This is a genomic window from Quyinboa ferrireducens (assembly GCF_042436675.1).
Classification (GTDB): Bacteria; Bacteroidota; Bacteroidia; order Bacteroidales; family UBA5342; genus JBHJHP01.
In genome coordinates this window covers 132,982-149,964 of record NZ_JBHMVA010000005.1, presented here as the reverse complement: position 1 = coordinate 149,964, position 16,983 = coordinate 132,982, and the positions used below count along the sequence as shown (strand labels likewise).

13 protein-coding genes are annotated in these 16,983 nt (G+C 38.9%); 8 read left to right on the top strand and 5 right to left on the bottom strand.

What is annotated here, in order from left to right; translation table 11 throughout:
- The first annotated feature begins 98 nt into the window (after nucleotides 1-98).
- The 4 genes from ACE01N_RS09895 to ACE01N_RS09880 all read left to right on the top strand — a co-directional run bounded on the left by ACE01N_RS09895 (nucleotide 99) and on the right by ACE01N_RS09880 (nucleotide 5,931).
- On the top strand, nucleotides 99-1,811 hold the full coding sequence (locus ACE01N_RS09895) for a tetratricopeptide repeat protein (RefSeq protein WP_380587860.1): 1,713 nt from the start codon (nucleotides 99-101) through the stop codon (nucleotides 1,809-1,811).
- Nucleotides 1,812-2,029: 218 nt separating this feature from the next.
- A complete protein-coding gene (locus tag ACE01N_RS09890; protein ID WP_380587857.1) occupies nucleotides 2,030-3,676 on the top strand; it encodes a hypothetical protein in 1,647 nt (548 codons plus the stop codon).
- A 27-nt stretch (nucleotides 3,677-3,703) separates the two neighbouring features.
- Nucleotides 3,704-5,242 carry a hypothetical protein gene (locus ACE01N_RS09885; protein ID WP_380587854.1) on the top strand — a complete coding sequence of 513 codons (1,539 nt, stop codon included), beginning with the start codon at nucleotides 3,704-3,706 and terminating at the stop codon, nucleotides 5,240-5,242.
- 86 nt (nucleotides 5,243-5,328) lie between these two features.
- Nucleotides 5,329-5,931 (top strand): thiamine phosphate synthase, encoded by a 603-nt coding sequence (locus ACE01N_RS09880; RefSeq protein WP_380587851.1) that lies wholly within the window; start codon nucleotides 5,329-5,331, stop codon nucleotides 5,929-5,931.
- A 54-nt stretch (nucleotides 5,932-5,985) separates the two neighbouring features.
- Here the strand turns inward: ACE01N_RS09880 and ald are convergent, their stop codons facing one another.
- From ald to pyrE, 3 genes are all read right to left on the bottom strand, one after another.
- Nucleotides 5,986-7,101 (bottom strand): alanine dehydrogenase, encoded by a 1,116-nt coding sequence (ald, locus tag ACE01N_RS09875; RefSeq protein ID WP_380587848.1) that lies wholly within the window; start codon nucleotides 7,099-7,101, stop codon nucleotides 5,986-5,988.
- Between the two features lie 160 nt (nucleotides 7,102-7,261).
- A complete protein-coding gene (locus ACE01N_RS09870; protein ID WP_375729640.1) occupies nucleotides 7,262-7,678 on the bottom strand; it encodes an SRPBCC family protein in 417 nt (138 codons plus the stop codon).
- Nucleotides 7,679-7,683: 5 nt separating this feature from the next.
- The gene (gene pyrE / locus ACE01N_RS09865; protein WP_375729639.1) at nucleotides 7,684-8,319 is read right to left on the bottom strand and encodes an orotate phosphoribosyltransferase; all 636 of its coding nucleotides are present in this window, start codon (nucleotides 8,317-8,319) and stop codon (nucleotides 7,684-7,686) included.
- 201 nt (nucleotides 8,320-8,520) lie between these two features.
- On the opposite strand from pyrE, the gene ppk1 reads away from it, so the two are divergent.
- Nucleotides 8,521-10,608, top strand: coding sequence for a polyphosphate kinase 1 (gene ppk1 / locus ACE01N_RS09860; RefSeq protein WP_380587844.1), 2,088 nt, complete (start codon nucleotides 8,521-8,523; stop codon nucleotides 10,606-10,608).
- 1 nt (nucleotide 10,609) lies between these two features.
- Here the strand turns inward: ppk1 and ACE01N_RS09855 are convergent, their stop codons facing one another.
- Entirely contained in the window at nucleotides 10,610-11,263 is a 654-nt protein-coding gene (locus ACE01N_RS09855; RefSeq protein WP_380587841.1) for a DUF2461 domain-containing protein, read from the bottom strand.
- Nucleotides 11,264-11,423: 160 nt separating this feature from the next.
- Here ACE01N_RS09855 and asnS point away from each other — a divergent pair, with 160 nt between their 5' ends.
- Together asnS and ACE01N_RS09845 are read left to right on the top strand one after the other, a co-directional pair.
- Nucleotides 11,424-12,863 carry an asparagine--tRNA ligase gene (asnS, locus tag ACE01N_RS09850; protein WP_380587838.1) on the top strand — a complete coding sequence of 480 codons (1,440 nt, stop codon included), beginning with the start codon at nucleotides 11,424-11,426 and terminating at the stop codon, nucleotides 12,861-12,863.
- A 125-nt stretch (nucleotides 12,864-12,988) separates the two neighbouring features.
- Entirely contained in the window at nucleotides 12,989-14,191 is a 1,203-nt protein-coding gene (locus ACE01N_RS09845; protein WP_380587835.1) for a uracil-xanthine permease family protein, read from the top strand.
- Nucleotides 14,192-14,269: 78 nt separating this feature from the next.
- Here ACE01N_RS09845 and ACE01N_RS09840 read toward each other — a convergent pair whose 3' ends face one another.
- Nucleotides 14,270-14,554, bottom strand: coding sequence for a Dabb family protein (locus tag ACE01N_RS09840; protein WP_380587832.1), 285 nt, complete (start codon nucleotides 14,552-14,554; stop codon nucleotides 14,270-14,272).
- Between the two features lie 159 nt (nucleotides 14,555-14,713).
- Between ACE01N_RS09840 and ACE01N_RS09835 the strand changes: the two genes are divergently transcribed.
- Nucleotides 14,714-16,981, top strand: coding sequence for a sensor histidine kinase (locus ACE01N_RS09835; RefSeq protein WP_380587829.1), 2,268 nt, complete (start codon nucleotides 14,714-14,716; stop codon nucleotides 16,979-16,981).
- Nucleotides 16,982-16,983 lie beyond the last annotated feature (2 nt).

Below are 16,983 nucleotides of genomic sequence, written 5' to 3'. Positions count from 1 at the left end.
GCGTTTAAATGGGTTTATTTTAAAATATTTTTTATTTTTGTGCGAACTAGCGTTAAGAAATTGCTATTTGATATTGATAACGTAAATAATTAATCACAATGAAAAAAAGAATTAATCTTTATTCTGCACTTTTAGCTGTAATAATGGTTTTAGCGAGTTGTTCAAAACCACCTCAGGACCTTACAGATGTTAAATCGGATGTAAATCCGTCACCCCTTGTAGTAAAAGCTGGCAAAATTAATGCCCAGATCAACCTTACATTCCCGGCTAAGTTTATTCCTAAAAAAGCTGTTGTTGAGTTAATACCGGTACTATCGTACGACGGTGGCGAGGTTGAAGGTAAATCTGTTACCGTTCAGGGAGAAAAAGTTGAAGATAACAATACTTCAATAAGCTTTGCAAATGGTGGAGGTATTGCTATTCCGGTAAGTTTTGATTTTCAGAAAGAAATGAGGTTGTCAGAACTTCAGGTAAAAGCAAAAATTACTATCGGTTCAAAAGAATACACTACACCTGCTTATAAGGTTGCCGATGGTGTTAATGCCATCGAAACGCTTGTAAATGACAGACAGGCTGAACCTGCTTTAGGTGAAGATGCTTTCCAGAGGGTCATTCCAGATATGGCTAAAGCAGATATTCATTATATCATCCAGCAGGCTAATATCAGAAATTCTCAGTTAAGAGACGAAGATATTAAGGCATTGAAAGAATTTATTAAAGAAGCTCAGGCTGCTGAAAATAAAGAATTTGCCGGTGTTGATGTTTCTTCATACGCTTCTCCTGACGGTCCGGAAGATCTGAATAAGAGATTAGCTGAAAGACGTGAATCTAATGCTGATAAGTATATTAAAGGTGTTTTAAAGCGTGATAAAGTTGACGCAAGCAAAGACGGTTTCATCGATTCTAAATTTACTCCTGAAGACTGGGAAGGATTCAAAGAATTACTTGAAGCTTCAAGTGTAGATGATAAAGATCTTATCCTGCGTGTTCTTTCTATGTATTCTGATCCTGAAGTAAGAGAGAAGGAAATTAAAAACCTTTCTGCTGCCTATAAAGAACTTGCTGAAGATATTCTTCCACAACTTCGTCGTTCCAGGTTTACAGTTAACGTAAATGTTATCGGAAAATCTGATGAAGAGATTGCTGAGCTTGCAGAAAGTAATCCTTCAGAACTTAACGTGGAAGAACTGCTTTACGCTGCCACTTTAACCGATGACAATGCAAAGAAACTTGATATCTACAAAAAAGTTACTTCTGTATATCCTAAAGACTGGAGAGGTTACAATGATATGGGATGTGTGTTGTTTGAAACAATGAAGTTTGATGAAGCTGAAAAAGCTTTCTCTAAAGCTGCTGAGGCTGATGCTTCTGCTCCGGAAGTACAGAACAACTTAGGTGCTATCGCATTGGTTAACGGTGATGTTGCTAAAGCCAAAGAGTATTTTGGTAAAGCTGCTGGCGCAGGAGATGAGTTGACCTACAACCTTGGTCTTGTAAATATACATGAAGGCAACTATGCTGCTGCGGTTAAAAATCTTGGCAACAGTGCAACAAACAACGCTGCTTTGGCAAAAATTTTAACTGAAGACTATAAAGGTGCTTTAGCTACACTGAATTCAGTTGAAAATCCAATTTGTATGACCGATTATCTGAAAGCAATTGTTGGTGCTAAAACTAATGATAAAACGCTTGTAATGTCATCGCTGAAAGCAGGTGTTGAAAAGAATGAAGCTTTGAAGAAAATGGCTGTAACTGAACTGACTTTTGCAGAATACTTCGAAGATCCTGAATTCAAATCAATCGTAGAATAACAGATTATAAACTTTCTATATATAAGGCTGATCCGACAGGGTCAGCCTTTTTTGTGATATTTAATAAATGTCATTTTGATTTAACAAAGCATATCTATAATTTAGGATTCAATTTGGGAGATGAACTTACTGTTATTGCATTATTTAGTTATGCCATGCATTTTAACAGTTTATGGCACACTAATTGCTTAAGTTTATAAAAATTAATGGAGGTTACTATGAAAACCAGGACTTTTTTATACGGCGCACTTTTAATGTTGCTTTCTTCTTGCGGAGTTGGTTATATGTCATCTGGTTATTATGACGATATATATTATACCCCTTCCGACAATACTCCGGCAATTAGTGCAAAACTTTCCGATGCTCCTGCTGCAAGCAAAGAGCAGATGAAAGAGGAACGAAAAGAATACAATCAAATGACAGCTCAAAAAGCAAAAACGATTGATGAGTATGAGCGGGCTACCGAAGGTGTTGATTTCGCCCGGGTAGAAAATGATTACATGAACATTATCAATGATGATAATATCACAGATATTGATACCATCGTATATTACAATGACGAAACCGGATATTATCTGAATGGGTTTAACGGAAACAGGTCAGACTATTACTATGCCCAGAGGATACACCGATTTCATGGTCCGCGTGCAGCAATTGCTACATGGGATCCGTATTATTCCGATATTTATTTCCTTGATCCGTTTAACTGGAATGTCTACATGGACGGTAATTATGCATGGGTAACTCCAACATGGACAAATCCGATATATAACAATTACTATTACGGATACAGCCCTTACGGATATAATTACTGGAATTATGGTTATTATAGTCCCTGGAATTGGGGATATGGTGGTTATTACAGTCCATATTATTCCTGGGGATATCACAGCCCATGGCATTATGGAGGATATTATGGCGGATACTACAATCCTTATTATTACGGAAGCTGGTATGGTTACGGAGGGTATTATGGACATCATCACTGGTATAATGATCATTACTATGCTTCAAAAGATAAGCGTTATGAACCGAGACGTTCAGGTTACGGCAGAACTCCGGTAAGAACAACCGCAGGTTCTTCAGCAGTTACTTCAGGCAGAACCATAAGCAGTTCAAGCAGAACAAGTGACAGGATTGTTGAATCACGTACGGCAAATACAGCTACCAGATCTGATATTAATGCTCGTGTAAGTTCTTCAGGAAGGGCTTCTTCAGCCAGGTCAACTTCAACCACTGCTAAAACAGTGAATACGCGTCCGACTATAACTACCGGTTCAGGTCGAACAACAACAAGTTCATCTGCAAGAACATCGGGTACTGCTGCAAGAAATGCTACACCAACAGTAAGAAGTTCTTCAACAACTACGAGAAGTACGGTGACAACACGACCTGCTACTACAAGCACCAGGTCTTCAAATGCAAGGGTGTCAACGACTACAAGGTCGGCAGCTGCTAATAATAATGCTACGGTAAGAACTTACAGGCCTACATACAGTAAACCGCAGACCAGTAGTTCGCGATCTACATATAACACTACCTCAAGGTCAGGATCTTCTTACTCAAGACCTTCCACTACTTACAAATCAAGTAGTAGTTCGTCAGGAAGTGTACGTAGTTATAGCCCTTCGTCAAAGAGTAGCTCTTCAGGTTATAGATCGTCTTCATCAAGAAGTTATACACCAAGCTATTCGGGTAGCTCTTCTTCCGGTAGTTACAGATCATCGGGAAGTAGTTCTTCAGGAAGTTACAGGTCTTCCGGTGGAAGTTCTTATTCGGGAAGCAGATCGTCAGGATCCTCTTCCTCATCCAGATCATCTTCAGGTGGATCTTCAGGTAGAAGCAGTTCTTCCTCAAGACGATAAATTATTCACGCATTAAAGTAATCGATCATGAAAAAATTAATAGTAGCAAGTATTGCAGTCATTATGTCTGCAACAGGCATAGCTCAGACCCTGAACGATGCATACAATTTATCATCTGTTACGTATGGAAGTACGGCTCGATCGGCAGCTATGGGTGGTGCGTTCGGTGCTCTGGGAGCTGATTTCTCATCTATTTCTATAAACCCGGCCGGGCTGGGAGTATATCGGGGAGGAGAGTTTACATTTACACCTAATCTATATCTTAATTCATCCAGTTCTGATTATCTCGGAACAGTTTCACAGGATAAAAAGGTAGGGCTGAATTTTAGTAATCTGGGATTGGTGTTTGCCACGCCAACATTAAAAGATCAGGGTGTTCTTTCAGTTAATTTTGGTATAGGTTATAACAGGTTGAAGGACTTTCACCGTGTGACTTATACTCAGGGGAACAATTCAGATGTGAGCCAGTTAAAATACTATGCTCAGGATCTCGCAGATTATGGCGAAGATAACTCATTATGGCCTAGCTATCTGGCCTATCAGGGATGGTTAGTCGATAAATATACTGATAACACTAACCAGACAGTATATGAGCCAATTCTTTTAGGTGATACCAAAGTTGATCAGACACAAAGTATTTTTGAAAAGGGTAAACTGGATGAATGGACTTTTGCCATGGCTTTGAATCTGGACCACAAAATTTATATTGGAGCTTCACTGGGAGTGAGAGATGTGTATTACAGAAAAGAATTGATGTATAAAGAATTATTTGGAGTAACTCCTGGCGGTTCATATTCTCAATGGGACGAGACAACACAGAGTTATGTTTTCTACGATAATGGCGGATATGTCAGTAACGATTATTTAACTACCACGGGTTATGGATTTAATGCGAAATTAGGGATTATTGTAAAACCAGTCGATGCACTTCGTTTAGGCCTTTCTATTCATACACCAACTTATTATCTGCTGGAGGATAACTATTCTTATTCCCTGGATCCGGATATTCTCTATCCACAAGGCTCAAACGATGTTAGGCCGGATGTACAGTCTTCAGGTGATTTGCAGTATAAATATGCGGTTTATTCATCACCTTTGAATATGGAATTATCAATGGCGTATGTTTTCGGTAAATTTGGTGTATTCAGTCTTGATTATGGAATCTCCAATTACAGTGGCATGACAATCAATGAAAGAGGTTCAAGCACGGGAACGTTTTTAACAACCAATCAAATGATATCGGATGTTATGAATACCGGTTCTTCGCTCAGGGCAGGTATAGAGTTAAAAGCATCACCAAACTTTAGCCTGAGAGGAGGGCTAGCTCATTATTCTTCACCATTTAATACTAAAGCTAATGATTATTCCTTTAACAAACCTGGTGCACTGAATCAGTTCTCTGCAGGATTTGGCTACAGGGACAATGATTTCTTTATTGACTTTGCATATGTTCTTAAAAGTCAGAATGTTGAATCCAGTCTTTTTATTCTTGATAATTCACAGCCTATGGCTATGACGACATACAACTCAAACAATGTCATGATGACGGTAGGATTCAGGTTTTAATTAATAATAAATAATAATCGATAAAAAGCCCCGGAAGGGGCTTTTTTATTTTAAATGGGTTGTATTTTTGTGAAAAACAGTTTCGCATGGAATACATGTTTGCAACGGGACAACACAGTTTTCTGATGCCTTCCGAACAGATTGAGGAGCTTGAAGGTACTGCGTTTAATTCATTCTGCTTTGTTGAACCGGACTTTTCGGAAGAACATATTGAGCTTGAGGCATGGAAGTGCCGATGGGCGACTAACATGTTGAATGCTTCTCTTTATGTACAAAGTAATTTTGAACTGGCAAAACTTATAAATGCTGATGGAATAATATTGAAGAGAACTGATTTACCGCCTGAGTTGGTTCGTTCAAAAATAGGGACAGAAAAAAGGATTGGTGGCATGGCCGGGAACTTTGAGGACGCAGTTAATTTCATGATAGAGGGTGTCGATTTCATGATGCTGGGTCCCGTTAAATCAATTTCGGATAAACGTGAAATTGGATTCGACAGACTTGAAACAATCTTCGGAATGCTGAAAAATAATAATATGAACATCCCTTTATGGGTTTTTGGAGGTATTTTGCCGGAAGACATTGAAAGGCTTGAGAAGATTGGGATAAGTGGTGTTTCGGTATCGTCTTATATACTTACAGAAGATGAAATTGATGTGAACGCCCGGGAGTACAATAAAAAAGGCTGAACCTTTAATCCGGTTCAACCTTTTTGGTATAAATAGATCAGAACAATATTAGAGTCATCCTAGAATTTCGTCAATGGACTTAAGGGGAAGATTAAAAGCCTCAGAAACTCCCTGATATACAATATCTCCCTTTACAATGTTTAATCCTTTTTTGAGTTCCGAATTCTCTTTGCAGGCTTTTAGCCAGCCTTTGTTTGCAAGCTGCAAAGCATAAGGTAAAGTCGCATTGGTAAGCGCCATAGTTGAAGTTACAGGAACTGCTCCCGGCATATTGGCTACACAATAATGAACCACATCATCAATAACAAATACCGGATTTTCGTGTGTGGTTGGCTTTGTGGTTTCAAAACATCCACCCTGATCCACTGCTACATCCACCATTACTGTGCCAGGTCGCATTTCTTTCAGCATATCTTTTGTGATAAGCCTTGGTGCTTTAGCGCCAGGAATCAGCACGGCTCCAATAATTAAATCATTAACTTTTACAGCATCGCGAACACGGATAGCATTGGCAGCAACAGTTTTAACATTGGCAGGCATAACATCGGCCAGGTATCTCAGACGATCCAGACTGACATCCATAATGGTCACATCAGCCCCCAGTCCTGCTGCCATTTTTGCCGCCTGTGTCCCAACCACACCGCCACCAATTACAAGTACCCTGGCAGGTGGAACTCCCGGAACACCACCAAGCAGCAGTCCTCTGCCGTTAAAGGTTTTTTCCATGTATTTTGCTCCTTCCTGCGTAGCCATTCTGCCTGCGACTTCAGACATTGGAATGAGTAAGGGAAGTTTACGATCTTTAGTTTCCACGGTTTCGTAAGCAAGGCATATAGCTTTTCTTTCGATCATTGCCCGGGTGAGTTCTTCGCTCGATGCAAAATGGAAATATGTAAATAGTAACTGGTTTTCTTTTATTAAAGGGTACTCCAGGGCTATTGGTTCTTTTACTTTTATGATCATGTCGGCAATACCATATACTTCTTCGATAGTCGGAAGTAATTTGGCTCCGGCTTCCTGGTAATCGCTGTCCATAAACCCACTGCCTTCTCCTGCAGATGTCTGTACATAGACAGTATGTCCTGCTTTCACAAGATCCAAAACTCCACCCGGCGTAAGGGCAACCCTGTTCTCATTCGTTTTTATTTCTTTTGGAACACCTACAATCATTTCTTCTGTGTTTTAGTAAATTTCAAATCAAAATAACAAAAGAGCTTGAGTGTAAAATATGAAATTTATCATCGTAAAGTAATGATTATTCGCAGGTTTAGGGCTTGAATAAAACCGTCCTGGTTTGGATGTAAAGTACACAGGTTATCCAAATCTGAACCTATGCACTGAAATCATACGTAGCGATGGCATCCGCTAATCTGTCAAGGAATGTTTTTATATGCTTGCCGATCATCATTTTTACAACGGCACTCATTTCTGCTTTCAGGGTAAGCTTTACTTTGGTGTCGTTCTCTTTTACTTCTTTAAGCTGAATCCAGAGATTAAATGTGATAGGGGAGGAAACTGATTCAAACTTGATTGTTTTAAATGGTTCTTTATCTATAATCCTTAGCCCAAGTACACCTGCGTTTTCAACTTTAAAAAATACGGCATCCTCTTCAATATGGTCAAGCTGAACCTGATCTTCCGGCAACCGGTCAAGATGTTTTTTTATGTTGGTTAAATCAGAAAGCACCCCGAAGGCTTGTTCCTGGGGTGCTGATATTGTTTTAATTTCACTTTCGAATTTTACCATGTTGGTTAGGCTGGGTTCCAGTTTGAAGGATCTTTACGCCATTCCTTCAAGGTGTTAATATTGTTTTTCGAAATATATTTTGTTGCTAAAGCTACCTCTATCAATGTGTCATAATCACTTAAGGTAGTCAGCTCCACACCGGCTTCTTTAAATGCCTCAACGGCAACCTGAAAACCATAAGTGAATATGGCCATCATACCAACTACTTCGCAATTATCATTTTCTACTGCTTTCACAGCAGCCAGACTACTGCCCCCAGTCGAAATAAGGTCCTCAATAACCACTACTTTCATGCCTGGTTTAAGGTCCCCTTCAATCAGGTTTTCCAAACCGTGATCCTTTCTTGATGAACGAATATAAACAAAGGGCAGTCCCAGTTCTTCTGCAACCATTGCTCCCTGAGCAATTGCTCCGGTAGCTACACCTGCAATCGCATCTACATGATGATATTTTTCAAGTATCAGGCGTGCCAGCTGTATTTTAATGTAGTTTCTTATATCAGGATATGACAATGTTTTTCTGTTGTCACAATATATTGGAGATTCCCACCCGGATGCCCAGATAAAAGGGTTGGTGGGCTGTAATTTAATCGCTTTAATTTCGAGGAGCTTCTCAGCTACCTGACGTTTTAACTTATCCATTATTGACTAATTTATTTAAGCCGCAAATTTAATGTAAAATTGTAAGCATGAAAAATTGAAGTTGTATAATATTCAACCGAATTTGATTTATTGGTAATTGGTTTAAGTAAAAACAGTAAAATCCCGGTTTTACCGTCATAAATTTTTATATTTGGATATCGGATGTATTAATTAACCGCAGAAAGTTTTATCCTGATGTATATGGAAACAAGTTACAGTTATTTTAACAGGGATCTGAGTTGGTTGCATTTTAATCACAGGGTTCTGAACGAAGCCAGGGATAAGTCTTTGCCATTATATGAGCGGATAAAATTCCTTGCGATCTATTCCAATAATCTGGAGGAGTTTTATCGTGTAAGGTTAAGCTATTACAGAAATCTGATCAGGGAATTGCCCGAAGATGATGATAAATTTCAGCGGGTACAACCAATAAAATTAATCGATGAAATAAACGGACTTGTTAGTCAGCATCAGGCTGAGTTTAGCGAGATTTTCAATAATGAAATTCTTCCGGAACTTCGCAACAACAGAATTTTTCTGCTTAGAAGAAAAGATAAACTCAATAAGTCACAACAGGCCTTTTGCAAACAGGTTTTTGTTAGTAACGTTCTTCCGTCATTACAGCCTGTTTTGCTAAAAAAGCGCCGGGTTAAACCTTTTCTGAAGACCGGTCAGGTATATGTGTGTATTAAATTTTACAGAACAGGTATCCCTACATGGTTACAACGTGCGGTTTATGGCATTGTTAAGATCCCAACAGATCATGATGTGGCCCGGTTCATTGAATTACCGGAGGAAAAGGGGAATTACTACATCATGTTCCTGGAAGATCTGGTTATGCGTAATATAAAATCAATTTTCCCTGGTTATACGGTGAGTGACTGGTATAATATTAAGGTTACACGCGATGCAGATCTGGAATATGACGATTATGTTGGAGAGGACCTGATTGATGTAATTGAACGCATTGGCAGTGCAAGGGAACTGGGACATCCAAACAGGTTTCAGTTTGATTATAAAATGCCGGCAGGAATGATTGAATTTCTGAAGGCAACTTTTAATCTGGAAGACAGAGATCTGGTCAAAGGGGGTGCCATTCACAATTTCAGGGACTTTTTTAATTTTCCTAACCCGATGGCTCCACGTCTGGAAAATGAAAAAATTATTCCTCTAAGGGTGAAGGAGCTTGATGATGTGGATTCACTGATTAATGAGTTCACTAAAAAAGAATACATGCTGCATTTTCCATATCAAACGTATAACTATTTTATCCGTTATCTGCAGGAAGCCGCGAATGATCCGAATGTGTCTGAGATAAAGGCCACGCAATACCGTGTTGCTGCTAATTCAGCGGTGGTAGATGCGTTGATAACTGCAGCTGAAAACGGTAAAAAAGTAACTGTTTTTGTTGAGCTTAAGGCACGGTTTGATGAGGAGGCGAACCTTCGGCATGCCAGGGATATGAAACAGGCCGGAATAAAAATTATTTACAGCATTCCTGGCTTAAAGGTTCATGCAAAGGTTGCACTGGTTATCCGACAGAAAAGTGACGGGACCGATCAAAGTGTTGCGTACATGGCCACAGGGAATTTTAATGAAAGAACGGCCCGTTTATATTGTGATCACGGATTCTTTACATCGGAGAAGAAAATAATTGATGAGCTGAAGTCGATGTTTATATATTTAGAAGATCAGCGGTTTAGACCACATTTTAAACATATTCTGGTTCCAAATTTTAATATGGTAGAACGTTTTTCTGAGATGATAGACCAGGAGATTGAGCATGTGAAAAACGGTGGAGAGGGTTATATTTGTCTTAAGATGAACGGTCTGGAAGATCCGGCGATGGTGGATATGCTGTACAGGGCCAGCGAGCATGGTGTGAAGATAGATGTCATAGTTCGTGGAATTTGTATTTTGGTTCCGAATCAGAAGTACAGTAAAAATATTCGGTTGATCCGGATCATAGACAGGTTTCTTGAGCACGATCGTGTGTTTGTGTTCGGAAATAACGGGAAGGAAATTGTATATACCGGTTCGGCAGACTGGATGCGGCGTAACCTTTACCGACGTATCGAATGCGTTTTTCCTGTTACCAACAAAAAAATCAAAAAAGAACTTATCGATCTTTTGAATATTGAGCTTAATGACAATGTTAAAGCCCGTTTAATTGGCGATGACATGCTAAATAAACGCATCAAGCGTAGTGGCCAGGCAATCCGTTCTCAGGTTGAAATATATAATTACCTGAAACAAAAAGAGGACGCTAAAAAGCTTGATAAAGAGTAGATCAGGACTTTAGTACATCGTTAAGAAATCGGTTCAACGGATAAAGTGTGGTATAAGTTTTTCTGCATTCGTCGAGTAAATCAGGGCTTTCAAGAATTGCAGGATCAAGCTGACGCATTCCGACGTACGATTTTTTCCGGATCAGATCAATATGTTCCCATTCCTTGTCGAAACCTTTAGGCGCAGTCTTTAGTTCGTCACCCCAAACTTCACCAAACATATCTTTAAAAGCTTTATTATTTGTGATATCCAGGTAATCCTCCGGTGATTGATAAATGGCTTCCCTGATTAGTTTCAGCTCCGGTGCCTGCGGCATGTAACATCCACCACCTATAAAACAATTATCAGGTTCCATATGAAAATAGTAGCCTGCATAGATGCTTTTTCTTCCTCCCGGGGACATATAGGTCCCAAAATTGGTTTTATAGGGCGATTTATCAGCACTGAACCTGACATCTCTGAAAATTCTGAATACACACGATTTGGGATTCAGTAGCGGAATCTCCGGATCAATTGTTCTCAACTCATTTATAAGAAGTTCAGTAAATGCAATAAAAGTTTTCTTAGCCTCATCATATCTTTTACGGTTGTCGTTAAACCATTCCCTGTTGTTATTTTGTTTCAGATCTGACAGAAATTCAAGAATTTGTTTCATTTTGGTGCCTTTTAATTGGTGTTATTCGTGAATCGTTTAGCAAAGTGAAGCAAGAGCCTAAAATAATAAACCAGACTGTATTTTTTTGGTTCATTTTACTATCTTTGTGGCTTCATTTTTAGCACTATAAATTAAGAACTAATTTCGGAAAACTGAGAAGATGAGACGCACAAAAATTAAAGATCTGCTTAAATTTGATACGTTAGGAGGAGAAGTAAATGTAAAAGGTTGGGTAAGAACCAAAAGAGGTAATAAACAGGTTAATTTTATTGCCCTGAATGATGGTTCTTCCATTAATAATTTACAGGTGGTTGTGGATGTTGCCAATTTTTCCGAAGAGGTATTAAAGAAGGTTACTACCGGTGCAGCTGTTTCTATAAATGGAACCGTTACCGAATCGCAGGGTAGTGGTCAAAAGGTGGAGTTGCTGGCAAACGAACTGGAAGTTTTAGGCGGAGCTGATCCCGATAAATACCCGCTACAACCCAAAAAGCACTCTCTTGAGTTTTTGCGCGAAATAGCACATTTAAGGTTTAGGACAAATACCTTTGGTGCTATTACCCGTGTGCGTCATGCCATGATTTTTGCAGTACATAATTTCTTTACTGAAAAAGGTTTTGTAAACGTGCATACACCTATTATAACTGCTTCCGATGCGGAAGGAGCTGGTGAAATGTTTCGCGTAAGTACATTTGATCCTAAAAATGTTCCATTAACCGAAGAAGGTGATATAGACTGGAAAAAGGACTTTTTTGGACGTGAAACAAGTCTGACTGTTTCGGGTCAGCTTGAAGGCGAGCTTGCCGCCATGGCAATGGGTGAAATTTATACATTCGGCCCAACATTCAGAGCTGAAAACTCTAATACTTCGCGCCACTTGTCTGAGTTCTGGATGATAGAACCAGAGATGGCATTCTATGACATTCATGATAATATGGATCTGGCCGAAGAATTTTTGAAATACCTGTTAAAATATGCGCTGGATAATTGCCGTGAAGATCTGGAGTTCCTGAGTAACCGCCAACTGGATGAAGAAAAAAACAAACCGCAGAACGAGCGTAGCATTGAACTGATTGAAAAGCTCGAATTTGTACTGGCTAATGATTTTGAACGTTTAACATATTCTGAAGCCATTGATATCCTGATGAATTCCAAACCGCAGAAAAAAGGACAGTTCAATTATCCTGTTACCGGTTTTGGAACTGATTTGCAAAGTGAACACGAACGTTACCTGGTAGAAAAGCATTTTAAGAAACCGGTAATTTTGACTGACTATCCAAAAGATATCAAGGCATTTTATATGAAACAGAATGCCGATGGTAAAACAGTTCGTGCCATGGATATTCTGTTTCCCGGAATCGGAGAAATTGTTGGAGGTTCACAACGTGAAGAGGATCTCAGTAAATTGCTAAACCGAATTAGCGAACTTGAAATGTCAGAAGATGAACTATGGTGGTACCTTGATACCCGCAGATATGGTTCGGCAGTTCACAGTGGTTTTGGCCTGGGGTTTGAGCGACTCATGTTGTTTGTTACAGGCATGGGTAATATTCGCGATGTTATACCATTTCCACGCGCTCCCAAAACAGCTGAGTTTTAGATTTTAAAAGAACATTATCATCTTATCTGAATAATGTAAAAAACTGGTTAATAATTACATCCTTTAATAAATGTTAATAGACCTTTATATGATTATATTAGGCCTTTGAAAAATAACTTTTAAGGATGGAAAATAATCAAATCACTAATCTTTCACCCGCTAAGATGACCATAGTGGGTGTACAATTTTTATTTGTTGCGTTTGGGGCTACTGTGCTTGTCCCTCTCTTGGTAGGTATCGATCCGGCGGTTGCCTTATTCACGGCTGGTGCTGGTACATTAATCTTTCACCTGATTACCAAAGGAATGGTTCCGGTGTTTTTGGGGAGTAGCTTCGCGTTTATTGCGCCGATATTGAAAGCAACAGAACATTACGGATTACCCGGAGCATTGTCGGGTCTTATTGCAGTAGGTTTAGTTTATGGTATTGTGTCCCTGCTGATTAAGTGGCGGGGAATTAAGTTTGTGGAGCGATTGTTTCCACCAATTGTTGTTGGCCCTGTCATAATGGTAATCGGTCTGTCTCTTGCTTCAGCCGGTGTGGACATGGCCAAAACTAACTGGGTGCTGGCTGTAGTTTCGTTATTGTCTGCAATTGCTGTGGTAACATTTGCTAAAGGCGTTCTAAAGCTTATCCCTGTATTTGTTGGTATTATTGTTGGCTATCTTGTTGCTGTTTTTTTGGGAGAGGTAGATTTTTCTGCACTTTCAACAGCGTCCTGGTTTCAGCTACCTGAATTTACAAAGCCTGAATTCAGCTGGCATGCAATCCTGTTTATGCTACCTGTTGCCATAGCTCCTATTATCGAGCATATTGGAGATATGTACACCATTAGCAATGTTGCAGGTAAGAATTTCGTGGAAAAACCCGGTTTGAACCGGACTTTACTGGGTGATGGTATTGCAACTGCTTTTGCCGGTTTCTTCGGTGGACCACCAAATACAACATATTCGGAAGTAACAGGGGCTATCAGCCTAACAAAAGTAACAAATCCAAGAGTGCTGCAGATAGCCGCAGTAACAGGAATAGTATTTTCTGTGATTGGTAAAATCAGTGGTTTTCTTAAAACAATACCACAATCAGTATTAGGCGGTATTATGGTGCTGTTGTTTGGCATGATTGCCAGTGTGGGTATCAAATCTCTTATTGATTCCAAAACAGATATGAACAAGACAAGGAATCAGGTAATCGTTTCAGTTATTCTGACAATAGGAATTGGGGGTGCTGTAATGAGTTGGGGCAGATTTTCACTCTCGGGCATCGGCCTTGCCAGTGTCGTTGGTGTATTGTTAAATCTTGTCCTTCCCAATAAAAAGGAAGAAGATTAAGAAAATAGCTAATAGAGGTAATGAAAGAATAGAATGTCCTGCAAGGTCAGTTTTTGATATATGCAGGACATTTACTTTTTATATGTAATAATCCACGCAAGCTCTGTCTGCAAGATTTTCACGGATTATTTTTGCTACCTCCAGATGTTTGGGATGGTTGGCATATCTTCCCAGTGCATCAAAATCCTTTACAGTAACCGTCAGTCCCAGGTGGAATTTCTCTTCTGCATTTTCATTTTGTACTGCTTCAATGCTTTGTATCTCAGGAATTTCATTTTTTAGATTTTCCAGTTTAATGATAACATTTTCGATAAAAGTGTCGCTAATGTCGGTGAATTTAAAAAGAACAATATGCTTGATCATAGTTTAAATATTTATTAAGTAATTTGAAAAATAAAGAGATTTATTTTCTGAATTAATATTAAATTATCTAAATTTACGTGAATTGAATTATAACACAATAAATTTTGGTTTCTAAAGGCTCAAAATTAACAAAAATGCCTGATAAAATACCTTGTTTCTATGGGAGATAATACACTATCTGATATACTGGGTTTATTCATACCCTCCGGTGTCTGTGTATTGGAGGACGGAGAAGTTGTTTGGTTGAATGACACAGAGAATATTCTACAGCTTACGGATAAAAGGCCGCGTAAACTTTCTGAAATAGTTACGGATCCGGATCATCTTGGTAGTCTTACTGCACAATTAAATTTACTTAAAAAAGGGAAACAATATCTTTATCCTAAGCCGGTTAAAGTAAATGAAGCATCTTGTTACATTAATATTAAAAACCTGGGTGAGGTAAAAGATTATAATCAGGTTTTTGCCCTTAATTTTATAAAATACTCACAGAAAAATACAGAAAGAGTCCCGGAATATTTAATTAAAACAATGGGCTCTGTCAATGTTGATTATTATATTAAGAATTTGGGCGTGCCTTTCAGTCTGTTTTATATTATCAGGGATGAAGAATTTAGACCTGTTGATTTAAGATTTCTTTCTGTAAATCAGGCTTATACCGAGATGTCATCTAAGTCAGAAGAAGAATTGGTAGGTGCTAAGTACAGTGATATATACAGTACCATTGATGAGGATTTCGTTAGTTTGCTTGGTGGTATTTCTCAGGAAAGAGGGGCAACAAAATTCATTGACTTTGAAAAAGGTTTGAAGCGTTATTCCGAAATTAGCGCATACAGTCCGGTGGATGATATTGTTGGCTGTGTCTATAATGATATAACGGATTTGGTTTTGGCCAATAAGAGTCTTCAACAGGAAGAAGAATACATACGTACGTTGGTTGAAGTAAATCCTGATATAATCTTCGTATTTGATAAGGAAGGTGTTTTTAAAGATTGTCATGCCTCTGATATTAGTAAGCTTTTTAATGGCAAAAATGATTTTATCGGTAAAACGATTTATGAAGTTATGTCACCTGAACTTGCTGAAACCACGTTTAAGCATATCTCATCTGTAATTGAAAATAAAAGATTGGAGGAGTTTCAGTATGACCTGGAATTCCCGGACGGTTTACGCTTTTTTGAAGCAAGGATGGTTCCTCACAACATTGATAAGGTGGTATGTATTGTAAGGGATATTACCCGAATGAAGCAGGATCAGAAAGAGCTTGAGAAAAGACGTAATGAAATACTGGAAAACAACCGGTTTTTGACAGAGGTTATGGAAGGTGTTGGATATCCGCTTTGGGTGATTGATGTGCTGAATAACAAGAAACTGATCATAAGGGACCTGAATACACAGTACCAGGAAGTTTTTGGAATTGATACCATTAACATGAAAGGACTTGAGATTGAGGAAAAGCGCAAGTTTTATGATAAGGCTTATGTGGATAATGTGATCTCTCATTATTACAATTGCATTAAAACCAGAAAGCCGGAAACCCATGAGAGAGTTTTAATTAGCAAGGAGACGAGAAAGAGGGTTTATCTTCTGGTAACCTTAATGCCAAAGCTGGACGAAAAGGGAAATGTATATCGCATCATAGGTTCTGCCACCGATATTACCGGATTAAAACAAACACAGGATGATCTGATTATGGCCAAGGAAAAAGCCCTGGAAGCCGATAAGCTGAAATCAACCTTCCTGGCAAATATGAGTCATGAGATACGGACGCCATTAAACTCCATAACCGGATTCAGTGAGTTGATACAGGACGAAGACCTGACTCCGGAAGAAAGGCAGGATATGTGCCGGATCATTGAAAAGAACTCTAATCAGTTACTTAAGCTGGTGAATGATATTATTGAAATTTCGAAGATTGAAAGTGAACAGATTAAGCTTATTTTCAGGAACTTTGATATTAATCACCTGATGAATGAATTGGTGCAGGAAATTGAACTGGATATGTACCGGAAACGCAAGATCTTACCCTTTAAGGTCAGTAAAGGTACGAAGGAAGGTTTCCTTTTTAGCTCTGATGAATTCCGGATAAAACAAATTTTTCAACATCTGCTGGACAATGCTCTAAAGTTTACTTCGGAGGGTGAAATAGAATTCGGTTATGAGGTATTGGAACAATCCAACGAGGTAGAGTTCTTCGTTCGTGATACAGGTATCGGAATTCCGGCTGATAAACAGGATTCCATTTTTGAATTATTCCGTCAGTTGGATGAAAGCAGCACACGTAAATATGGAGGTACCGGATTGGGACTATCCATTTGTAAGCGCCTGGTTACAGCCCTTGAAGGAAAAATGTGGGTTGAATCAAAAGCCAATGAGGGTGCAACTTTCCGGTTCAGACTCAAAAATGTTACAGGGCCAATTGACTAAGC

Bases quoted from the DNA above. Each gene is read 5' to 3' on its own strand.
- ACE01N_RS09870 (WP_375729640.1), bottom strand. From the start codon at position 7,678: ATGGTAAAATTCGAAAGTGAAATTAAAACAATATCAGCACCCCAGGAA.
- ACE01N_RS09880 (WP_380587851.1), top strand. From the start codon at position 5,329: ATGGAATACATGTTTGCAACGGGACAACACAGTTTTCTGATGCCTTCC.
- pyrE (WP_375729639.1), bottom strand. From the start codon at position 8,319: ATGGATAAGTTAAAACGTCAGGTAGCTGAGAAGCTCCTCGAAATTAAA.
- ald (WP_380587848.1), bottom strand. From the start codon at position 7,101: ATGATTGTAGGTGTTCCAAAAGAAATAAAAACGAATGAGAACAGGGTT.
- ACE01N_RS09885 (WP_380587854.1), top strand. From the start codon at position 3,704: ATGAAAAAATTAATAGTAGCAAGTATTGCAGTCATTATGTCTGCAACA.
- ACE01N_RS09855 (WP_380587841.1), bottom strand. From the start codon at position 11,263: ATGAAACAAATTCTTGAATTTCTGTCAGATCTGAAACAAAATAACAAC.
- ACE01N_RS09895 (WP_380587860.1), top strand. From the start codon at position 99: ATGAAAAAAAGAATTAATCTTTATTCTGCACTTTTAGCTGTAATAATG.
- asnS (WP_380587838.1), top strand. From the start codon at position 11,424: ATGAGACGCACAAAAATTAAAGATCTGCTTAAATTTGATACGTTAGGA.
- ACE01N_RS09845 (WP_380587835.1), top strand. From the start codon at position 12,989: ATGGAAAATAATCAAATCACTAATCTTTCACCCGCTAAGATGACCATA.
- ACE01N_RS09890 (WP_380587857.1), top strand. From the start codon at position 2,030: ATGAAAACCAGGACTTTTTTATACGGCGCACTTTTAATGTTGCTTTCT.
- ACE01N_RS09840 (WP_380587832.1), bottom strand. From the start codon at position 14,554: ATGATCAAGCATATTGTTCTTTTTAAATTCACCGACATTAGCGACACT.
- ACE01N_RS09835 (WP_380587829.1), top strand. From the start codon at position 14,714: ATGGGAGATAATACACTATCTGATATACTGGGTTTATTCATACCCTCC.
- ppk1 (WP_380587844.1), top strand. From the start codon at position 8,521: ATGGAAACAAGTTACAGTTATTTTAACAGGGATCTGAGTTGGTTGCAT.